Below are 20,563 nucleotides of genomic sequence, written 5' to 3' on the forward strand. Positions count from 1 at the left end.
CGATTAGTTTCCTCCAGCCTGAATAGCGGTGATTGCAACCGTGTTGATGATATCCGGCACCGTAGCGCCGCGGGAAAGGTCATTGACCGGCTTGTTCAAGCCCTGCAGAATCGGGCCGATAGCCAGCGCGCCGCCGCAGCGCTGCGCAATCTTGTAACCGATGTTGCCGGCATCCAAATCCGGGAAGACAAAGACCGTTGCCTGACCGGCGACCTTGGATTCCGGCATCTTCTTGGCGGCAACCGACGGGTCGATAGCGGCATCGAACTGCAATGGGCCATCGACGGCCAGCTCCGGCGCAAGCTCACGAGCCTTGGCCAGGCCTTCCTTCACTCGGTCCACATCCTCGCCAGTGCCCGAAGCACCGGTGGAGTAGCTCAGCAACGCAACGCGTGGATCAATGCCGAAGGAAGCGGCAGTCTCCGCAGAGACCACAGCAATCTCACCCAGCTGTGCTGGGGTTGGCTTCGGCAGTACCGCACAATCGGCAAAGCCCCACAGCGAGTTGTCCATCACCATCAGGAACAGGGAGGACACTGTCGAGGCCGACGGCTTGGTCTTGATGATCTGCAGTGCGGGACGAATGGTGTGGGCAGTCGTGTGGGCTGCACCGGACACCATGCCGTCGACAAGCCCGTTGTGAATCATCATCGTGGCAAAGTACGAGATGTCCTTCATTGTCTCGCGCGCCTGCTCAAGGGTGACGCCCTTGGCCTTGCGCATTTCGGCGAACTGCTCGGCGAACTGCTCGACGTACTCGGATGTCTCCGGGTTCCACAGATGAGCAGCATCGATGTCGTATCCCAGCTCAGCGGCACGGGATTTCATGGCATCCGGGTCACCGAGAATGGTGAGCTCACAGATGTCTTCACGCAGGAGGTAGTCAGCGGCTTCCAGAATGCGGTCATCGTTGCCCTCCGGCAGGACAATGTGGCGCTTGTCCGCCTTCGCGCGCTGCAGCAGCCACCACTGGAAACGCTGCGGGGTCATAATGGTGGGCACGTCGCGGCCGAGAGTCTCGCGCAGGCCTTCGACATCATCGATTGCGATAACGGGAACGTCCAGCTGCAACGACTTGGCAGCATCCGAGGCTTCCTCACCAGTGACGACAACGCCGAGAACTTCGCTGTGACGCTGCTTGGCACTGCTGAGTGCCAGCCGGATACGCGCCTTTGCGGCTTCTTCGTGGCAGCCCTTACCAGCGGCAACCACGATGACACCCGCACCGGCAACGGTGGAGATACGGAAGTCGAAATCGAGGTTGCCAGAGCCGGTCAGAATGGCAGCGCCATCATTTCGTGCGCGGTCAGCTTCCACAGCAGCGACGATGGTGTCGAGCGCAGATTCCGGATCTTGAACGACCTGGTCCACAGTGGCACCCTGCGGGCCGCCGACGGTGTGAAGGCAGCGAGCGCCACCGAGTGCCTCTGACATGGCCGTAATGACATCCTGCAGGTTATCCGCACGGTCTACTGAAGTAATCAGGACTGCGGAGTTCTTAGTGGACGCATTGGTGTTCGTCTCGCTCACCGACGTTCCTTTCTCGCACTGTGTTCGATGTTCAATTGCAGTTCGATGTTCAATTGCACCAGGCCGCTTGCACCGGGTTCAACTGTTTCTACTGTTTCGACTGTAAAGACCGGCTTGGTTCGTAAAGCTGGAGCCTTAACTATTTGAGTCTTAAATCATTATTTTGCTCTTATTGTGAGTCACCTTACATCTCGTCGGCATTTTTTCTCGTCCTGGTTACCCCTGGTAGCCACTCTCATTCCGGTGCAAAACCAATATTTCCGACACAAATTGTCCATTTCCACCCCATTTTCAAACTAAACAAAGCCAAACCAACAGCGATAGTGATAAAGGTCACAGTTCACTGCGTTCATCTCGAAGCAAGGCGATACCGCGGATGTGACGCCCGCCTCTCGATTTTTTGTAAGTTCTCGCTACGATTAAGGGCGTTACCATGGGATTGTCGAATAAAAGATGTGATGCCTTATTAAATGCCTTATTCAATAGGGCCCAATACAGCTAGCCTTGGAAATCGCTAGCCCAACTACAACTTTTCTTCAGTTACTTTTCCTTTTCTATTCCACAGCCCCACACGAGGTCACCGCAGGCAGTGACTCTTGCCGCGGTCTCGTGGACGTCGTAAAGCACTAGAGAAAGAAGGACGAACTTATATGAATCGCCCGCTGCGCGTTGCCGTCATTGGTTCCGGCCCCGCCGGTGTCTACGCCTCGGATGCGCTGATGAAATCCAGCACCGACGTGGAAGTCGATCTCTTTGAAAAGATGCCGGCGCCGTTCGGCCTGATTCGCTACGGTGTCGCCCCGGATCACCCGCGCATCAAGGGCATCATCCTGGCGCTGCACCGCGTCATGGAAAAGCCGCAGCTCCGCCTGTTTTCCAACGTGGAATTCGGTAAGGACATCACGCTGGAGGAACTCAAGGAGCTTTACGACGCCGTCATCTTCGCCACCGGTGCCGTCGGTGACCGCGCGCTGCCGACTCCTGGTGCGGACCTGCCGGAGCACTACGGCGCTGGCGAATTCGTGGGCTTCTACGACGGCAATCCACTCTTCGAGCGCGAGTGGGACCTCTCCGCTGAGTCCGTAGCTGTCATTGGCGTCGGTAACGTGGCGCTGGATGTCTCCCGCATCCTGGCCAAGACCGGCGAGGAGCTGCATGTCACCGAGATTCCAGACAATGTCTACGAGGTGCTGAAGAATAACAAGGCCAAGGAAGTTCACGTCTTCGGACGCCGCGGACCAGCACAGGCGAAGTTCACGCCGTTGGAGCTGAAGGAGCTGGACTACTCGCCAAATGTGGAGGTCGTGGTCGACCCGCGCGATATTGACTACGATTCCGCCTCGGAGACCTTGCGCCGCGAGTCCAAGATTACCGACCAGGTGTGCACCATCTTGGAAAACTACGCCATTCGCGAGCCGAAGAACGCCCCACACAAGCTCTACATCCACTTCTTTGAGTCGCCGGTGGAGATTCTGAGCGAGGAGGGCGCGGACGGCCAGCAGCATGTCGCCGGCCTGCGCACGCAGCGGATGGAATACGACGGTGCTGGCGGCATGCGCCCGACCGGTGAGACCACCGACTGGAAGGTCGGCGCGGTCTACTCCGCCGTCGGTTACCGTTCCGACGCTCTGCCGGGCATCCCGTTTGATGGCATTAAGAATGTCATTTCCAACGTTGGCGGTCGCGTCATTGATTCCGAGTACACCGAGGATGAAAATGCCGAGGCCATCACGGGTCTCTACACCACCGGCTGGGTTCGCCGTGGCCCTGTCGGCCTGATTGGTAACACCAAGGGCGATGCTAACGAGGCTGTGGCCAACCTGCTCGCCGACGCAGCCGAGGGCAAGAAGTTCAATCCTTCCAAGCCAGAACTCACCGCAGTCAACGAGCTGCTGGAGGAAAAGGGCATTGACTACCTGAACTGGGATAGCTGGCACAAGCTGGACGCCGCCGAACGCGCCGCCGGCGAAGCCGAGGACCGCGAGCGCAAGAAGTATGTCGAGTGGGAGGACATGGTCACCCACTCCAAGGGGGAATAATCGGCTCCGATAGCTGGTTTAAGCCACTGCTGCCGGCACACTCGCGTACGCCGCACGGGAGTCCCAGCGACAGCACACAATTGGCGCCAACAAATCGCTGAGCGGCTCGCCATAGGCGACCTGCTCGGCAGCGGAACCCGCGTCAGTCACGCGATCCCACAGCAGGCCCGGCGCGGTAAACAGCGGCACAACCACGAGTCCACGGCCGCGCTGCCGCGCCTGCTGATGCGCCGCAGCCACGGCTGCAGCCCCCTTGACCTCCTCCGGACCGACCACAAAGGCCGCACTCACATGCCCCGGCAACATGCCGTCCAAGCTCGCGGCAAAAGAGTGCACGGCCGCGTTGGCCGCAACATCCGAGGACCCCACCGCCATCACCAGGGCATCAAACGTCCCGGCGAAGGCCGCATCCTCAGCGGCGCCAATGATTCGCTTGACGACGGCGCGCTTGGTGCCGTCGCCAAGCCCTAAACCTCCGGCCACTGTGATGTCGATGCCATGACGATTGCAAGCTCGAACCTGGTCGGGCACATCAATGCGACTGTGATAGGCCCCGGTAAACAGCAGCGGCACAGCCACCGCGCGGGGCTCTCCAGCGGCGGCGAGGTCGGAGCACACTTGATCCAGCGAGGGCTCGTCGAGGTCCAGCCACGCCAGACGCACCTGCGATGGCGCGTGCAAACCAGCGGTGGGCAGTGAGCTTCGCACCTGGTCCACCAACGCCTGGAGGACGGGCTTGGTGCCTGGGTGACGAGACCCGTGCGCGAGCAGAATTAGTGCGGTCATGTGCACGGTCCTACTGAGTGGCTCCGCGGACCAGGCCCGCAGTCAGGGTGTCGCCGGTGCCGGGCTCGATGAGCAAGAAGGCACCGACGCGACCGCCGACTCGGTACGGATCAACAGGCAGCGGCTGTGCGACCTCGATGGTCACCTCCGCGACATCGTTGACGGCTAGCTGATCAGCAACACCGGTGGGTTCACCGGTTTCGATGTCAATCAGGGCATCGACAGAGGCGATACGCCCGCGAATCAGAGCAGCACCGTAGCGAACCTCGACCACACGACCGACGGCCAGTGGCTTGTCGGCCAGGTGCACCGCCACAGCGGAGAAGCGACGCGTATCCTCCGGGCGCGTGCCACTGATAAGGTCACCGCGCGCCAGGTCGAATTCCGCATCCAGGCTAATGGCCACGGACTGACCGGCCACTGCCTCATCGACATCGTCCGCGGCGACGGTAATGCGGGTGACGGTCGCCGTGCGGCTGCCGTCAACCGATACCTCGTCACCGACGCGCACGCGACCAGTGGCAATACGGCCCGCGTAACCACGGTACTCCGTGGCGTGATCGCGGATGACGTAGTCAATGGGAAGTCGCAGGTCAGCTTCAGCATCGGCGGCGATATCCGCACCGATGTCCAGGTTTTCCAAAAGCTGCAGGACAGTCGGGCCCTCGTACCAGGCAGTGTTGTCGGAGGCTTCCACGATGTTGTCGCCGACCAGCGCGGATACCGGCACCACAAAGGTATTCTGCAGCCCCAGGCGGCTGGCCAGTGCCTGGACATCGTTTTCGATGGCTCGGAAGGCCTCTTCGCTGTAATCCAGCAGGTCAATCTTGTTGACTGCAAAAATCACGTGGCGCACGCCAAGTAGGGAGGCCACCGTTGCGTGACGCTTGGTCTGCGTCACGACGCCGTTGCGCGCGTCGATAAGCACAACGACGGCCTCAGCGGTGGACATACCCGTGACGGTGTTGCGCGTGTACTGCTCGTGACCTGGGCAGTCGGCGAGGATGAAGGAGCGGACATCCGTGGCGAAGTAGCGGTAGGCGACATCGATGGTGATGCCCTGCTCGCGCTCGGCGCGCAGTCCGTCGACCAGCAGCGACAGGTCCGGGCTTTCCTGACCGCGGGCCTGGGAGGAGGCGACGACGGCCTCGTACTGATCGGCCAGGATGTTCTTGGTGTCGTGCAGCAGGCGACCGACAAAGGTGGACTTGCCGTCATCGACGGAACCAGCGGTGCACAGGCGGAGAGTGCGGCGGGCACGGGTCGCGCGGTCAGCGGTGATCAGAGTGGATGTGGGCTGGCTCATCAGAAGTACCCTTCCTTCTTGCGGTCCTCCATGGAGGATTCGGACAGTTTGTCATCTGCGCGGGTAGCGCCGCGCTCGGTGAGCTTGGATGTGCGAAGTTCCTCCATAACCTCCGCAATGGTGGTGGCGGTCGATTCGACAGCGCCGGTGCAGCTCATGTCGCCGACGGTGCGGTAGCGAACGCTGCGAACCTCGAGGGTTTCATTCTCGCGCGGTCCTCCCCACTCGCCCGGCGCCAACCACATGCCACCTCTGTTGAACACTTCCCGTTGGTGCGCGAAGTAAATCGGCGGCAGCTCGATGCCGCGGGCGTCGATATAGGCCCAGACGTCGGCCTCCGTCCAGTTGGAGATTGGGAAGACGCGGACATTTTCGCCGGCTGCGTGGCGACCGTTGTAGAGGCCCCACAGCTCTGGGCGCTGACGGCGCGGATCCCAGCCGCCGAAGGAGTCACGGACGGAGAAGACGCGCTCCTTGGCGCGGGCCTTTTCCTCATCGCGGCGAGCACCGCCGAGGACGGCGTCGTAGCCGCGGTTGGCGATGGTCTCCACCAGCGGCACGGTCTGCAGCGGGTTGCGGGTGCCGTCGGCGCGCTCGGTGAGCACACCGCTGTCAATCCAGTCCTGCACCTTGGCGACATGCAGGTTAATGCCCGGCTCAGCTGCGACCTTGTCGCGGAAGGCGATAACTTCCGGGAAGTTGTGGCCGGTATCGACGTGCAGCAGCTCCAGTGGAAGGCCGGCCGGGGCGAATGCGCGCCTGGCCAGCTCCAGAACTACGACGGAATCCTTACCACCGGAAAAGAGCAGTGCCGGGTGGTCGAACTGGCCGGCGGTCTGGCGAATAATGTCAATGGCTTCGGCCTCCAGCTCGGCCAGCCGCGGATCAAGTCGGTTTTTAACGGTCACGGTTGTTGGGCTAGTCATGAAATTTCTTTCTGCGTAATAGGGCGAAGTTTTAGGGCGAAATTTTGGTGAAAACTGTGCTAGAAGTGCGTTAGAGATGCGCTAGAGGTGCAATCCGCACTCGGTCTTCTCACTGCCAGCCCAGCGGCCTGAGCGGGGATCGGCACCCACTGCCACCCGTTCGGTGCAGGTAGCGCAACCGATTGACGGGTAGCCCTGCTGTGTCAGCGGATGCACGATCAGGTCATTGTCGGCGATGAAGTCCACAACGTCCTTGTCAGTCCAAGTAGCCAGCGGGTTGAGCTTGATGCGACCGGTCTTGTCGATTTCCAACACCGAAGTGTGAGCGCGAGTCGGCGCATCAACCCGTTTGAGGCCAGTCACCCACCCCTCGTACGGCCGCTTTGCCGCAGCCAGCGGCTCGACCTTGCGCAGTGCACAGCAGCGAGTCGGATCGGTCTTGTAGAGGTCAACGCCCTCTTCCGCATCCTGCTCGGCGCGGGTGCGCTTCGGCACAATCGACAGCAGACGGTTGTCGTAGCGCTTGGCGACCTGCTCCGCCACGTCCAGAGTTTCCGGGAAGTGGTACCCGGTGTCGAGGAAAATTAGGTCTGCATCCGGCGCGTGCCGCGATGCCAGTTCGGCCAGCACTGTGTCCTGCATGGACAGCGTCACGGCCAGCGGAGTCTGCAGGTGCTCGGCACCCCATTCCAGTACCTCGCCAGCTGTGGCGCTCTCCAGGCGTGTGCCCCATTCCAGCGCCAGCTCAATCAGGCGACGGCCGGTCTCCGGGTTTGCCAAGACATCCTCGGTGGCCTCAGCATCCTGCGTATTAACTTCCTGCGGGGTCTTTAGTCCCGTGCTCATGACGCCACCTTCCTATCAATATGGCCATGTAATTTCACTGTGAATACTCGGCAACATTCGCGGCACTGCCAGGCGTAATCGGTCTCCGTGTCGGGCCACAAATCGTCACCGCCGCAGTATGGGCAGTGCATGACCGCGCCTCGGTTGGGATTCGGGTGTGCACTGCGGCCTCCGATTCCCAGGCGTGCTGGTGACTCACTCACTTCAAATCCTCCTCATCAGCACGGACAATCCATTCGCGGAACTGTTCGCCCTCATGGCGCTGCGCCTTGAAGTGCGTGACGACGCGCTCAATGTAGTCACCCAACTCATCCGAGGTGACCTTGTGGCCACGTACCTTTCGACCAAAGTTGGCATCGAGCCCCAACGCGCCACCAAGGTGAACCTGGAAGCCCTCGACTCGGTTGCCGTTTGCATCGGTGACAATCTGACCCTTGAGTCCGATATCGGCAATCTGTGTGCGGGCACACGCATTTGGGCAGCCGTTCAGCGCGATGGTGATGGGCACTTCAAGGTCTCCGAGGCGATTTTCCAAATCGGATACCAAATCGATTGCGCGCTGGCGCGTAGTCACCAGGGCGAGCTTGCAGAATTCAAGACCGGTGCAGGCAAGAATTCCCCGTCGGAAAGCGGATGGATTAGCGGACAGGCCGATTTCATCGAGCTCGGCGAGGAGGGAATCGACCTGATCATCGGCGACGTCGAGGAGGATGAGCTCCTTCATGACGGTGGTGCGGATGCGGGATACCCCGTGGCGCTCGGCGATGTCGGCGAGCCTCACCAGGTCAGAACCCGGAACGCGGCCGACGGCAGGCTTGACGCCGACGTAGTTCAGGCCGTCGGCCTGCTTGTGTACGCCGATATGGTCGCGGTCGCCCTCGAAAGGCTCAGGCGCGGGGCCGTCGATAAGCTTGCGGTGCAGGTAGTCGTCTTCGAGGACCTGACGGAACTTCTCCGGCCCCCACTCAGCGACCAGGAACTTCAGGCGCGCACGATTGCGCAAACGACGGTAGCCGTAGTCGCGGAAGATGCGGCAGACGCCGGCCCAGACCTCGGGGACCTCCTCTTCCGGAACCCAGGCGCCAAGACGCTGGGCAAGCATCGGGTTGGTGGAGAGTCCACCACCGACCCACAGGTCGAAGCCGGGGCCGTACTCCGGATGATTAACGCCAACGAAAGAGACATCCTGAATCTCGTGAGTGACGTCGAGGCGTGGCGAGCCAGAAATGGCGGACTTGAACTTGCGTGGCAGGTTGGAGAATTCGTCGCCGGAGAGGTACTCCTCCTTGATGCGACGGATGGCGTCTGTGCCGTCGATAATTTCATCGGCCGCGACACCTGCAACAGGGCTGCCGAGAATGACGCGCGGAACATCGCCGCAGCCAAAGTTGGTGTTCAGGCCGACCTTTTCCAGACGGTCCCAGATTTCCGGCATATCTTCGACGCGAATCCAGTGCAGCTGTACGTTCTGACGGTCGGAGAAGTCTGCGGTGTCGCGGGCGAAGTCGCGGGAAATCTCGCCGATGGTGCGGATGCCCTCGGTGGTGGTCTGGCCACCATCGAGGCGGACGCGGAGCATAAAGTACTTGTCCTGCAGTTCGGCGTTGGTTTTCACACCTGTGTGTTCACCACTCAAGCCCTGCTTGCGCTGGGTATAAAGACCAATCCACTTAAAACGCGGGGCTAGATCCTCGGCGGGGATGGAGTCGAACCCCTGCTTGGAGTAGATGTCAATAACTCGCTGCTTGACAGCAAATCCGGCATCTTCACGCTTGATGCGCTCGTCGTCATTAAGCGGCTCGCGGCCATCAATCAGCCACTGCCCCTGCGGCTTCGGTGCACGCTTCTTACGACGGGTAGCGGATTTGGTGGCGGGACGCTCAGCGGTCTTCGTAGGAGAGCTCATGAGAATCTACCGAGTCCTTTTCATTGAGTTTCGTTGAGTTTCGTTGTTCGCTAAAGAATTGATTTCTAACTTTTTATAGACCACCCGGTCTACCTTGGCGTGAAAGACACCTTAGACCGACCGGTCTACCTATTGCAACATGGGACATCTTTTTCCCCTTACTGAGAACTGACATCCCCCACATAGACACCGTTTTCCGCCACCTGCTTATCACCTGCACGATTCCCGCTTGCCGACGTCACGGAGACACGAGCCACACCGTCACCTGCAGCCCTCGAACCTTCTTCCCGACCAGGAACATCAGCCAGCACAACGCGCTTACGCAGACTCGGCAGCGTGTCATGCGAACGAGCCCACAGCACCAGCGACACAACAGCGACAGCCCATACGAGCAGCACCACTGCCAGCACTCCCCCAGAGACAGCACCCGAGAACAACGTGCGAATATTTAAGCCCACCAGCACACCGCCGATAACAATGCCGAGAAGTCGCGGATTAATGCGGCCAACCAGGAAGGCAGCCAATGGCGCTGCCAGCACACCACCGCAGAGCAGGCCAATTACAGGACCGGCATGCGCTGCGAATTCCTCCTGCAATTTCGGCAAAAAGCCCAGCACAGCGGCCAGTGAGACCAGAAACTCAGCAGCGGAGACGGTGCCGATAATCTTGCGCGGCTGATCGGCTTCAGCGCCCAGCAGCGTCGAGGTCGTAACTGGCCCCCAACCGCCACCGCCAGTGGAATCAAGCAGACCACCAAAGAGCCCCAAGGGCGCCAACCTACGCGCCCCCCATGCCTTTTTCTTGCGCTTGGAATTTGCCAAGAAGGCGAATCGGATAATCACCCACAGCCCCAGGAACAGCAGAATCGTCGAGGTCACCGGGCGTGCTGCATCACCATCCAGGCCGGACAGGAAAGTCGCACCAACAAACGCCCCGACTGCACCAGGAAGCCCCAAACTGAGCGCGCGCCGCCAGTCCACATTGCCAAACCGCCAGTGCGAAATACCGGAGGCAAGTGTCGTTCCCACTTCCGCTACATGCACCACCGCAGAGGCGGTTGCCGCACTACTACCAGCGAAAATAAAGAGCGTCGTAGCAGTGACACCGAAGGCCATACCCAACGTGCCGTCGACCAATTGCGCGCCGAGTCCAATCAGCACAAAGACGATGAGTTTCTCCATGATGAGCCTTCCCCCGCCAACGCAATAGCTATAAAGCGGTGATTTTTGCCGTATTTTGTGTTTGCATTTTATAGACCAGGTTGTCTATATTCTGTTTCGGCAAGCATAGACCGATTGGTCTACGATTAGCAATCGCAAACTACGGAAGATACGAAAAGGACCCCATCCAAATGACCTCGAATTCCACCTCCACCGCCGGCGACTCCACGTCGCTGCCCAATTTGTCCGAGACCACCACGCCTCTTCGCGTCGCCGTCGTGGGCTCCGGCCCAGCCGGCATCTACGCATCTGATGCCCTGATGAAGTCCGGCCGCGACGTCTCCATCGACCTCTTCGAGCGACTGCCAGCACCGTTTGGCCTCATCCGCTACGGCGTGGCTCCAGACCACCCCCGGATTAAGGGCATTATCAAGTCCCTGCACCGAGTTTTGGACAAGCCTCAAGTGCGGCTGCTGGGCAACGTGGACGTCGGAAAGCAAGTGTCCGTCGACGAGCTGCGCGAGTTCTACGATGCAATCATTTTCGCCACGGGTGCCACCGGTGACCGCGACCTCAACATTCCAGGCTCTGAACTGCCTGAACACCACGGTGCAGGTGAGTTTGTCGGTTTCTACGACTCCCATCCAGAGTTCTCCCGCGACTGGGATTTGTCGGCGGAGTCCGTCGCAGTTGTCGGCGTGGGAAATGTCGGCCTCGACGTCGCGCGCATCCTGGCAAAAACTGCCGACGAGCTGCATGTAACTGAAATTGCCGACAATGTTCACGCCGGCTTGTCCAAGAATGCGGCCCGCGAGATTCATGTCTTTGGCCGCCGCGGCCCGGCGCAGGCGAAGTTCACGCCGCTGGAGCTAAAGGAGCTCGATCACTCCGACACCATCGAGGTCTTCGTCAACCCGGAGGACATTCAGTACGACACCGCCTCCGAAAACGCTCGGCGCGAGTCCAAGATCACCGACCAGGTCTGCACGATTATCGAAAACTACGCCATCCGCGAGCCGAAGGGCGCGCCACACAAGCTCTACATCCACTTCTTCGAGTCCCCGGTAGAAATCATCGGTGAGCAGGGAGAAGACGGCGAGCGCCACGTCACCGCCATCCGCACCGAACGCACGGAACTCGACGGCAACGGCGGCGTGCGCGGCACCGGCGAATTCACCGAATGGCCGGTCGGCGCGGTCTACCGCGCGGTCGGTTACCGCTCTGATGCCGTCGTCGGCGTGCCATTCGACACCGCTACTAACACGATTCCGGATGCCGGTGGGCGCGTGCTTGACGACGTCGATGGCGACCACCTTCAAGGTCTCTACACCACCGGCTGGATTCGCCGTGGCCCGGTCGGGTTGATTGGTAACACCAAGGGTGATGCCAACGAAACTGTCAGCAATCTCATCGCTGACTGGGAAGCGGGTCGCCTGGCTGCACCGACCAAGCCCACGCATAACGACGTCGACGAGTTCCTGGCCAATAAGGGCCTCCATGTCACCACCTGGGCTGGTTGGCATGCACTCGATGCAGCTGAGCGCGCTGCTGGCCAGGCCGAGGGCCGCGAGCGCAAGAAGCTGGTGGAGTGGGCGGACATGGTTGCAGCCTCCACCGTCGAGTTTGAGCCTGATGCCGAGGAAGTCGCCGAAACTGTCCGCGAGGCCGTCGCGGAGACTGTTGCCGCCAACTAGGCGGCATACAGCGACACTGCTCCCGGGCTAGCCCCGGGCAGTGGGTCTCCCCCACAGCCCGGGAATATGCACGTCAACTGGGTTTGAGATTAGAGTTAGAACATGGCTTATCATGCAGACTCATCCGACCTGGACGTCAAGGAAGTTCTCACCTGGGACGGCTTCGGCGTAGCCTCCCGTGAACTCGCACAGCAAATCGTCGACTCCGGCTACGAGCCGGAAATCATCATCGCAGTCGCCCGAGGTGGCCTGCTTCCGGCTGGTGCCCTGAGCTACACCATGGGCGTCAAGCTCTCTGACGCAATTAACGTCGAGTTCTACACCGACGTGGCAGAAACGCTGCCGGACCCGGTTCTCCTGGAGCCGCTGCTGGACATTGAATCCATTTCCAACCGTCGCCTGCTCGTTGTCGACGATGTGGCTGACTCCGGCCGCACCCTACACCTGGTGCTCGACCTGCTCAGCAAGCATGGCGCTGAGGTTCGCTCGGCTGTGCTCTACGGCAAGTCCCGCTCGGAGATTTCCCCGGACTATGTCTGGAAGCACACCGATGACTGGATCGTCTTCCCGTGGTCGGCTGAGCCGCCCGTGGAAAAGTCCACGGACAAGCCAGCACAATAGGCGGCACTAGAGGGGGGAGGGGAAAGTTCTACTCCCCCAGCTCAACAACCTTAATCTTCGAAGCCGCCTCCGACGCACGCTCGCGGGCGGCATCCACCGAATCGGCGGTGGAAATAGCCACACCCATGCGACGGCGCGGGCCTGCCACCGGCTTGCCGAAGATACGAATATCGGTCTCCGGGATGGCCAGGGCCTCCGCCTGACCGGTGTAGCCCGGCTGCTTGATGTCAGCGCCGCCGTAGACAACTGCGGAGGCTCCCGGCGACACCAAGGTGACGTCGATAGGCAGCCCCAGCACGGCGCGCGCGTGCAGCTCGAACTCGGAGAATCGCTGCGACCCCATGGTGACCATGCCGGTGTCGTGCGGGCGCGGGCTGACCTCGGAGAACCAGACCTCGTCGCCGCGGACGAACAGCTCCACGCCGAAGATGCCGCGGCCACCCAGCGCGTTGGTGATGCGCGCGGCCACGGAACGAGCGTTGTCCAGGGCGTTTTCGCTCATTGCAGCTGGCTGCCAGGACTCAACGTAGTCACCATCTTGCTGACGGTGGCCGATTGGTTCACAGAACCAGGTGGCGTCCTCGCCGGTTTCCGGATCGATGGAGCGGACGGTCAGCAGCGTGATTTCGTAGTCGAAGTCGACGAAGCCCTCCACGATGACGCGGCCGGAGTCAACGCGACCGCCGCTCATGGCGTAATCCCAGGCAGTCTGCACATCTTCCGGAGAGCGCAGCGTGGACTGCCCCTTACCCGAGGAGCTCATCACCGGCTTGACCACGCATGGGAAACCAATCTCGTCGACTGCGGCGGTGAACTCTTCGAAGCTGGAGGCGAACTTGTACCGCGAGGTCGGCAGACCGACCTCTTCTGCGGCCAGACGACGAATACCCTCACGGTTCATAGTCAGCTGCGTTGCGCGTGCAGTCGGAATAACCGTGACATCCAGCGTTTCATCGGCCTCGATTTCCGCTAGCACATCGGTGGCTAGCGCCTCAATCTCCGGCACGATAAAGTGCGGCTTGACCTGCAGAATCAAGTCCCGAAGAGCACCTGAATCCGACATATCCAGCACGTAGGCGTAGTGAGCTACCTGGTGCGCCGGCGCGAACTCATAACGGTCCGCCGCGTGGACCTCAACGCCGAGACGCTGGAAGGCAATGGTCACCTCCTTACCAAGCTCGCCAGAGCCGAGCAGGAGGACACGCGTTGCTCCCGGCTGGTACGGGGTTCCAGTGACTTCAGGGGTAAACATCGAGGTGAACTCGCTTTCGTCTACGGCACTTACGCTGCCACACCAGCAGCGGTGAGGATGAATCTGTCTAAAGCATACGGCCACGGCCGCAGCCTGGGGGAATCTAGCGGGGGAAAACGCGCGCAAACTCAGCCAGCGCCGCGTCACGGTCAGCCGCCAATACGACGTTGGCTTCCGCGCCCGCCGGGTCTTCAATGACCTGTCCACGTCGCGCGGGCTGATTGGCAAAAGTCTGCTTATCGACGCCCACGAGACGGCACTTCTTTGTCACACCAGTAACAGTGCCCACTGCCACCATCGCGGCAAAGAGGTCATGGACCTGTGCCTTGTAGCCCACGCCAACGCCTTGGTGGAACTCGAAGTAGAACTTCAGCGAGCGACGCAGAACACGCAGCAACTCCGAATTCATCCCAGCATCACGCCAGGAGAAAATCTCCGGATCACTAATCGTGATTGTTTCGGTGACATTCAGTGGCACGACCGTGGGCACAGGAGCACCAGCTGCCGCAGCGAGGCTGCGCACGGCATCTTCTGGCCGCTCCACGCTCACCGCACCTGCAGTGCCAAAGACCTCGGTCACTGCGGTTGGATCTACCCAGAAATTCCACTCTGCAAACTCGGTGACATTGCCTTGGTAGGCTAACGCGCCACCCATGATGGTGACACCGGCCAGCTCCCGCATCAGCTCCGGATACTTCTTCAGCGCGGCAACATAAGTAGTCATCGGGCCGGTGACAAGAAGGTGCACCTTCTCACCTACCGAGCGAGCCTGTTCAATCACGCGGCGCCACAGCGCCAGCGGATCCGCCTCCCCACCGCGGCCCGGCTCATAAATCACGGCCGGCGGTGCCAGGTTGTAACCGAGCCCGTAGGGGCCATGTGTTTCCGGAGTCGTGGTCAACTCACGGTCAGCTGGTCCTTCAAAGCCGCTGACCACGGGAACGTCCGGGCAGCCACACAGGTTCAGCATGTACTTGGTGTTGCGAGCGGACCACGCAGCGGTGGTATTACCACCGGCGCAGGTCACACCCACCAGCTCGATCTCCCCGGCAGTATGCAAACCTGCGAGGTAGACCAATGCAAGACTGTCATCGATACCAGTGTCAACGTCGGCAAGCACCTTGATTCGCGTCATGCGTCAAGTGTGGCACGAAACACGTCCGCGCGGCATGGGCAACTAGGACCCGATGGGGGCACTAATTGGTTGCCATCGCCGGTTCACGCACTGGGGGCCGGCTCCGGCAGCGGCATGCCCAGCTCCTCGAGCACCTCGCGCAGGCGAGTTGGGTAGTCGGTGATGATGCCATCGACACCAGCGGCAATCTGCTCGCGCATGGTCTCCTTTTCGTTGACAGTCCACGGCACGACTTTCATGCCGGCCTCATGCGCGCGGGAAATCAGCTCTGGCGTGGCGACTGGGTGGTAGTCCGCATCCGACGGCTTCTTGCCATAAGGAATACTGTGCGTCGGCGACAGCACCTGCACGCCCAGCTGCTTGGCGGCCTCGATGATGTCACCGCCGACCTCGTCGTAATTGACATCACCCGTCCACGGCGAGTCCTTCTTCCACGTGGTCTCATCCCACAGCATGACCAGCGGAATCTCTGGGTTCCGCTCGGCGACCAGCGGCAGTGAACGCCAATCGAAGGACTGAACCATCACGCGGTCGGCCACACCAGCGCGGTCAATCTCATCCAGGATGACATCAACGAACTCCTGCGGCTCCGCCGAATCACCGCGCTTTTCGCCCTCAATCTTGGTCTCAATATTGAAGTGGATGTTCTTGTTGTCCTTGGTCAGCTCGAACAGCTCCGGCAGGGTCATCATCTTGTTGCCCTGAATTGGCTCCGCGTCCGGGAAGTCCTCGAGCTTCTTGTCACAGACCAAGGTCTGTACCTGCTCGTAGGTCAAATCATGCACGAGCTTGCCGACGTAGGGGTACTGCGGATCGCCCTCCGCCACAGGCTCGGTATCCGAGCACTTGTCATCCTGCACCTCCGGGTCGTGCCAGACCATTGGCACACCGTCCTTGGTCAGGACGATATCCAGCTCCAGCGTGGTCACACCCAGCTCGAGCGAATTGGCCATCGCCTGCTTGGACTCCTCCGTCCACTGACCACGCCCACCGCGGTGCGACTGCAGGTCAAAGCCCTCTGGCAGCTTTGCCACTGCCTCCGGCCGCGAGTTAGCTGCCGGATTCAGCGCTGCGACGTCCTGCTTCGGAAAGCCCTTCTTCTCGCTCGCCGTTGTGCTGACCGCGCTGGCGCTGCTCGACATGCTTGACGACGGCGCCGCGTCCACCTCACCTTCATTGCTGCAGGCGACGATCGGAGAGATAGCAAAAGCACCCATAGCGATGGCCGCAATTGCGCGGCGAGTGCTATGAGCGCGAGGGGTCTGGTTCTGCTCGTCAAAAATGGAGTCAGATGCGTTGTTAGATGCGTTATTAGGAGCCATGGCCGGTGAATCTCCTTTTAAGGCGTAGCGTCGGCGGTTTACGAATCACAAAAATCTGTGTTGTGCGCAACTACTGTAAACCGGCCTGATGGTGCTCGCATCTGGAGAGAGACTCAGCCTGGCACGGGGGCCACTACGGTGTTGGAATCTCACCGTCCTGTGAGACCTGTGACCCATTCCAGGAGTACGTCACAGGAGCGTTGTACTGGTCTTTAAACGCGAAAGCACCACCATCTTCCATCATTGCATCGGAGTCGAAGAAGTTGACCGTGACGGTATTGCCATCGCCTTCTACCGAGTTAATCGTCTGCGGGCCTCCGGCTGTGCCTACGTACTTGCCCTTGTGGAAAAGCAGAACTGCACTCTCAGTCGTTGAATGTGGGGCCTCAGACTGGACCACATATACGTAGGTCAAGTCACTGGTGCTATCCCAATTGGTATCTTCGGTTGCATTCCATTGCCCGAAATCGGCCGGTTCGACTTCCTGCAGTGAAGCGATCGCCGCAGCAATAGCCTCGTCCTGGGTGAGGTCTGCGGACGTAGAAGAGCCCCCATCCGAGTCGGTGTCATCGACATCCGGGTTGGGGGCTTCAGCCACCTGACTGTCTTCTTCAACAACAGTGGTGGTTGTGGTAACTACGGTGGCCGTCTCTTCGTTCGCGTTAGGAGTGGAATTCGGTGCTGCAGTCTCATCAGTGGAGCAACCGGACAACGCCACTACACTTACGACTGCCGCGCTAACCAGCATCGACCCACGGCGAACTAAACGACCATTCATATCTGGAACACCCACTACTATCTCGAGCTCACAATTACAGCGACAGCGCAGCCTTTTTACGCTCTCGTCTGAATTGAGTTTACCTGGGTGAACCAGGCATTTCTTAGAAAGTCGGCTTGGAAGTGTTCGGAATCTTTCCCTCGTGAACGACGTGGTCGCCGTCCCAGAAGAAGTGAACGTTCGAAGTGAACTTGCCTGCCTCAGAGTTCGGGGCACCAGCGGCTTCCTGAGCTTCCCAGTCCTGGTAGATGACCGAGATGCCCTTGCCGTCTGGAGTTGGGGTGACCTTGTTGATGTGCTGTGGGTGGTTGGAGTCGATACCGACGAACTCACCCTTGTGGAACATCAGCAGCACAGTGGTGAACTGCGAGTTGCCCTGGCGAGTCTGCTCAGCCAGCGCGAAGCTTAAGTCGCTGCATGGGTTGAAGTTGGAAGTGCCGGTGTACTTCCAACCATCGTGGTTGTTCGGGTGCTCCTTGTTGACCTTGGCAAGAGCCTGTTCGATCTCAGGTGCCTGCGGGTTTGGAGCGCAGTCGCTCGCATTTGCCGGAGCCGGTGCTGGGGCTGCCTGTGCTGCAGGGGCTGCAATTGCACCGCCAGCTGCGGAGAGCAACATCGCACCGGAAAGTACTGCGGAAGCTGCCAGTCGTTGTACTCGTTGTCCTGTGTTTTGCATGAAAACCACACGCCTTCTGTCATTGGGACTTCTGTCGTTGGACTACGCGGTGACGCCCACGATACAAAAAAGACCCTGGGATGCCAGCCGAAACTGGCAACTCCCAGAGCCTTCCTCAAACCTGCAAATGTTCTTTTAAACAACTACCTGCGGGTTCGACGCCCAAAATTTTTAGTTAACAGTTCGATAACGCCGGTCTATTCCCTGCCAAAATCGAACCGGCAACGAGCCAAACTACAGCGCTAAAAGTAGCACTAACAGCACTAACTAGTTCTCCAGCACGTCGTTGACAACGATGGTCTGATCGCGGCCCGGGCCAACACCGATGTAGGAAATACGAGCACCAGAGAGCTCCTCCAGGCGGTTCAGGTAATCCTTGGCCTTGTCCGGCAGCTCATCGAAGGTACGGCAGCCAGTGATGTCCTCGTCCCACGCCGGCATGGTCTCGTAAATCGGGACAGCGTGGTGGAACTCCGACTGAGTCAGCGGCATCTCGTCGTGGCGGACACCATCGACATCGTAAGCAACACAAATCGGAATCTCGCCGATGCCGGTCAGCACGTCCAGCTTGGTGATGAACAGATCAGTGAAGCCATTAACACGGGCAGCGTAGCGGGCCAGCACCGAGTCGTACCAGCCACAACGGCGCTTACGGCCGGTGTTGACACCGACCTCACCACCGGTGGTCTGCAGGTACTCGCCCCACTTGTCAAACAGCTCCGTCGGGAACGGGCCGGCACCAACGCGGGTGGTGTAGGCCTTCATAATGCCCAGCACGGACGTGATCTTCGTCGGGCCAATGCCGGAGCCCACGCAGGCGCCACCGGCGGTCGGGTTCGACGAGGTCACAAATGGGTAGGTGCCGTGGTCAACATCGAGCATGGTGGCCTGGCCGCCCTCCATGAGGACGTGCTTGCCAGCATCCAGCGCCTGGTTGAGCTCATACTCCGAGTCAATAATCATCGGACGCAGGCGATCTGCGTAACTCATGAAGTACTCGAAAATCTCGTCCGGGTCGATGGCGCGACGGTTGTACAGCTTCACCAGAATCTGATTCTTCTGGTGCAGCGAAGACTCAATCTTCTGACGCAGAATTGACTCGTCCAGAATGTCCTGAACACGCAGGCCCACACGGCTGACCTTGTCGGCGTAGGTCGGGCCAATGCCACGCCCCGTGGTGCCGATAGCGCGCTTGCCCAGGAAACGCTCGGTCACGCGGTCCAGCGTCTGGTGGTACGGCGCGACCATGTGGGCATTACCGGAAACGCGGAGGCGAGATGCCTTTGCACCGCGGGCTTCGAGACCATCGATTTCGTCGAAAAGCGCCTCGAGATTAACCACGCAGCCATTGCCGATAATCGGAGTAGCGTTTTCCGACAGCACACCGGCTGGCAGCAGCTTCAGTTCGTACTTCTCACCGCCGACAACGACAGTGTGGCCTGCGTTGTTGCCTCCGTTGGGCTTGACGACGTAATCAACACGGCCACCGAGAATATCGGTTGCCTTGCCCTTGCCTTCGTCGCCCCACTGAGCACCGACGATAATGATTGCGGCCATAGTCCTACTTCAACTCCTGGATTGCATACGACGCATTAGAGTGTAGTCCTATGCGTATTGTTGTGCTGCAGTGTGGCCCCGATGTACCCGCGTTTTCTCAATTGCTCGATCAATCGTGGAGCGCATCGGCACGTTCTACACCCCCTACCTATGAGCTTCACGACGTCGCGGTCATCCCCACTCGCAAAGAGTTGGCCTTTATTGATGTGCTGGCAAAGGAAGTCCTGCCGGTCGATACCACACCGACCCCAGAGGAGATTTCCAAGCAGAAAAAGGTCGAGCACCTCGGGGCTCCGCAATCCGCTCCGCAGCAGCCCAGCGAACCCCTGCGCGTCGTGGTAGTCGGCATCGATGCGGCGCTGGCGGCTGTTGCCACATACCTGATGCGCAAGAATCTACTGTGGATTGAATTGGCACACGTACCCACCGCGCCATCAACAGCGGCGAAAAACTGGGCCATCGCAGATGGTCAGGGCCTGGATGCAGCGGCGGCGCTGACCCATCCGACCATGCCGGTGCCGTTGATTCGCGATGACACCGGCCACGCCATTGTGGGCTATGCCCTACTGACCGAGCCCGGTATCACCGGCGTGTCCTCGGCCACGGGCTTTACCGGTGAGGTCTACGTCGATGAGAACCAGATGTTCTCCGGCACCTCGACAGGACTGCAGATTCGCCCCATCCCAGATGCCCCGGGCATTGTTGCGGCGGAGGTTCCGGCACCGCCAGCACCTGAGGGCGATAGCGCCGACGGACGAGGTCGCGGGCTATTTGGGTGGCTTAGGCGAGGGCGCCGTCGACAAGCGGAAGAGACCCCAGCGCGACAGCTGCATCGCCCTATGACGGGGCGTGCGGTGCAGGTCGGCAGCCTCGGCTTTCGCTATGTGCGCGACGGCGTGGAGTCGCGCAAGCCCCGCGAGAAAACGACTCTGTATCGACACTTGCGCGATCTCCAGATTGTGCACTAGCAGCCTATTTGTGGGGTGCAAAAGCCATCGCGGGCTGCTTCGGGAGCGGTTAACATTTGGG

The 20,563-nt window shown here is 60.2% G+C and carries 17 protein-coding genes; 4 read left to right on the top strand and 13 right to left on the bottom strand.

All coding sequences use genetic code 11. The features are described 5' to 3' along the window. Positions 1 to 3: 3 nt before the first annotated feature. On the bottom strand, positions 4 to 1,530 hold the full coding sequence (gene pta, locus Q4E11_RS04505; protein ID WP_303164008.1) for a phosphate acetyltransferase: 1,527 nt from the start codon (positions 1,528 to 1,530) through the stop codon (positions 4 to 6). Positions 1,531 to 2,180: 650 nt separating this feature from the next. On the opposite strand from pta, the gene Q4E11_RS04510 reads away from it, so the two are divergent. Further along, a complete protein-coding gene (locus tag Q4E11_RS04510) occupies positions 2,181 to 3,569 on the top strand; it encodes an FAD-dependent oxidoreductase (protein ID WP_303164009.1) in 1,389 nt (462 codons plus the stop codon). 18 nt (positions 3,570 to 3,587) lie between these two features. Here Q4E11_RS04510 and Q4E11_RS04515 read toward each other — a convergent pair whose 3' ends face one another. From Q4E11_RS04515 to Q4E11_RS04540, 6 genes are all read right to left on the bottom strand, one after another. Continuing rightward, on the bottom strand, positions 3,588 to 4,355 hold the full coding sequence (locus Q4E11_RS04515; RefSeq protein WP_303164010.1) for a sirohydrochlorin chelatase: 768 nt from the start codon (positions 4,353 to 4,355) through the stop codon (positions 3,588 to 3,590). Positions 4,356 to 4,365: 10 nt separating this feature from the next. Next, entirely contained in the window at positions 4,366 to 5,661 is a 1,296-nt protein-coding gene (locus Q4E11_RS04520) for a sulfate adenylyltransferase subunit 1 (RefSeq protein ID WP_303164011.1), read from the bottom strand. After that, complete coding sequence (gene cysD, locus Q4E11_RS04525) at positions 5,661 to 6,587, bottom strand: sulfate adenylyltransferase subunit CysD (RefSeq protein WP_303164012.1); 927 nt, start codon at positions 6,585 to 6,587, stop codon at positions 5,661 to 5,663. The genes Q4E11_RS04520 and cysD overlap by 1 nt, the downstream gene beginning before the upstream one ends. Positions 6,588 to 6,668: 81 nt before the next feature. Then, entirely contained in the window at positions 6,669 to 7,433 is a 765-nt protein-coding gene (locus Q4E11_RS04530) for a phosphoadenylyl-sulfate reductase (RefSeq protein ID WP_303164013.1), read from the bottom strand. A gap of 199 nt (positions 7,434 to 7,632) precedes the next feature. After that, entirely contained in the window at positions 7,633 to 9,339 is a 1,707-nt protein-coding gene (locus Q4E11_RS04535) for a nitrite/sulfite reductase (protein WP_303164014.1), read from the bottom strand. A gap of 158 nt (positions 9,340 to 9,497) precedes the next feature. Then, positions 9,498 to 10,520, bottom strand: a complete 1,023-nt coding sequence (locus tag Q4E11_RS04540) for a sulfite exporter TauE/SafE family protein (RefSeq protein WP_303164015.1) — start codon at positions 10,518 to 10,520, stop codon at positions 9,498 to 9,500. A 170-nt stretch (positions 10,521 to 10,690) separates the two neighbouring features. On the opposite strand from Q4E11_RS04540, the gene Q4E11_RS04545 reads away from it, so the two are divergent. Both Q4E11_RS04545 and Q4E11_RS04550 read left to right on the top strand, forming a co-directional pair. Further along, on the top strand, positions 10,691 to 12,193 hold the full coding sequence (locus Q4E11_RS04545) for an FAD-dependent oxidoreductase (RefSeq protein WP_303164016.1): 1,503 nt from the start codon (positions 10,691 to 10,693) through the stop codon (positions 12,191 to 12,193). 102 nt (positions 12,194 to 12,295) lie between these two features. Further along, positions 12,296 to 12,814, top strand: coding sequence for a phosphoribosyltransferase (locus Q4E11_RS04550; protein WP_303164017.1), 519 nt, complete (start codon positions 12,296 to 12,298; stop codon positions 12,812 to 12,814). Between the two features lie 28 nt (positions 12,815 to 12,842). On the opposite strand, the gene purT is transcribed toward Q4E11_RS04550, so the two are convergent. The 6 genes from purT to Q4E11_RS04580 all read right to left on the bottom strand — a co-directional run bounded on the left by purT (position 12,843) and on the right by Q4E11_RS04580 (position 19,534). Continuing rightward, the gene (gene purT / locus Q4E11_RS04555; RefSeq protein ID WP_303164018.1) at positions 12,843 to 14,066 is read right to left on the bottom strand and encodes a formate-dependent phosphoribosylglycinamide formyltransferase; all 1,224 of its coding nucleotides are present in this window, start codon (positions 14,064 to 14,066) and stop codon (positions 12,843 to 12,845) included. 103 nt (positions 14,067 to 14,169) lie between these two features. Then, positions 14,170 to 15,201, bottom strand: a complete 1,032-nt coding sequence (locus Q4E11_RS04560) for a nucleoside hydrolase (RefSeq protein ID WP_303164019.1) — start codon at positions 15,199 to 15,201, stop codon at positions 14,170 to 14,172. An 83-nt stretch (positions 15,202 to 15,284) separates the two neighbouring features. Further along, complete coding sequence (locus Q4E11_RS04565; RefSeq protein ID WP_303164020.1) at positions 15,285 to 16,523, bottom strand: glycerophosphodiester phosphodiesterase family protein; 1,239 nt, start codon at positions 16,521 to 16,523, stop codon at positions 15,285 to 15,287. A 133-nt stretch (positions 16,524 to 16,656) separates the two neighbouring features. Beyond that, on the bottom strand, positions 16,657 to 17,301 hold the full coding sequence (locus Q4E11_RS04570; RefSeq protein WP_303164021.1) for an LppP/LprE family lipoprotein: 645 nt from the start codon (positions 17,299 to 17,301) through the stop codon (positions 16,657 to 16,659). A gap of 103 nt (positions 17,302 to 17,404) precedes the next feature. Beyond that, positions 17,405 to 17,977 (bottom strand): LppP/LprE family lipoprotein, encoded by a 573-nt coding sequence (locus Q4E11_RS04575; protein WP_303164022.1) that lies wholly within the window; start codon positions 17,975 to 17,977, stop codon positions 17,405 to 17,407. A 267-nt stretch (positions 17,978 to 18,244) separates the two neighbouring features. Continuing rightward, complete coding sequence (locus tag Q4E11_RS04580; protein WP_303164023.1) at positions 18,245 to 19,534, bottom strand: adenylosuccinate synthase; 1,290 nt, start codon at positions 19,532 to 19,534, stop codon at positions 18,245 to 18,247. Between the two features lie 50 nt (positions 19,535 to 19,584). Between Q4E11_RS04580 and Q4E11_RS04585 the strand changes: the two genes are divergently transcribed. After that, entirely contained in the window at positions 19,585 to 20,502 is a 918-nt protein-coding gene (locus Q4E11_RS04585; RefSeq protein ID WP_303164024.1) for a hypothetical protein, read from the top strand. The last annotated feature ends 61 nt before the right edge of the window (positions 20,503 to 20,563 follow it).

This window comes from Corynebacterium sp., from assembly GCF_030532195.1.
In the GTDB taxonomy this organism is placed as follows: domain Bacteria; phylum Actinomycetota; class Actinomycetes; order Mycobacteriales; family Mycobacteriaceae; genus Corynebacterium.

Coding starts and splice junctions, on each gene's coding strand:
- Q4E11_RS04510 (WP_303164009.1), top strand. CDS start 2,181: ATGAATCGCCCGCTGCGCGTTGCCGTCATTGGTTCCGGCCCCGCCGGT.
- Q4E11_RS04515 (WP_303164010.1), bottom strand. CDS start 4,355: ATGACCGCACTAATTCTGCTCGCGCACGGGTCTCGTCACCCAGGCACC.
- Q4E11_RS04520 (WP_303164011.1), bottom strand. CDS start 5,661: ATGAGCCAGCCCACATCCACTCTGATCACCGCTGACCGCGCGACCCGT.
- cysD (WP_303164012.1), bottom strand. CDS start 6,587: ATGACTAGCCCAACAACCGTGACCGTTAAAAACCGACTTGATCCGCGG.
- Q4E11_RS04530 (WP_303164013.1), bottom strand. CDS start 7,433: ATGAGCACGGGACTAAAGACCCCGCAGGAAGTTAATACGCAGGATGCT.
- Q4E11_RS04535 (WP_303164014.1), bottom strand. CDS start 9,339: ATGAGCTCTCCTACGAAGACCGCTGAGCGTCCCGCCACCAAATCCGCT.
- Q4E11_RS04540 (WP_303164015.1), bottom strand. CDS start 10,520: ATGGAGAAACTCATCGTCTTTGTGCTGATTGGACTCGGCGCGCAATTG.
- Q4E11_RS04545 (WP_303164016.1), top strand. CDS start 10,691: ATGACCTCGAATTCCACCTCCACCGCCGGCGACTCCACGTCGCTGCCC.
- Q4E11_RS04550 (WP_303164017.1), top strand. CDS start 12,296: ATGGCTTATCATGCAGACTCATCCGACCTGGACGTCAAGGAAGTTCTC.
- purT (WP_303164018.1), bottom strand. CDS start 14,066: ATGTTTACCCCTGAAGTCACTGGAACCCCGTACCAGCCGGGAGCAACG.
- Q4E11_RS04560 (WP_303164019.1), bottom strand. CDS start 15,201: ATGACGCGAATCAAGGTGCTTGCCGACGTTGACACTGGTATCGATGAC.
- Q4E11_RS04565 (WP_303164020.1), bottom strand. CDS start 16,523: ATGGCTCCTAATAACGCATCTAACAACGCATCTGACTCCATTTTTGAC.
- Q4E11_RS04570 (WP_303164021.1), bottom strand. CDS start 17,301: ATGAATGGTCGTTTAGTTCGCCGTGGGTCGATGCTGGTTAGCGCGGCA.
- Q4E11_RS04575 (WP_303164022.1), bottom strand. CDS start 17,977: ATGCAAAACACAGGACAACGAGTACAACGACTGGCAGCTTCCGCAGTA.
- Q4E11_RS04580 (WP_303164023.1), bottom strand. CDS start 19,534: ATGGCCGCAATCATTATCGTCGGTGCTCAGTGGGGCGACGAAGGCAAG.
- Q4E11_RS04585 (WP_303164024.1), top strand. CDS start 19,585: ATGCGTATTGTTGTGCTGCAGTGTGGCCCCGATGTACCCGCGTTTTCT.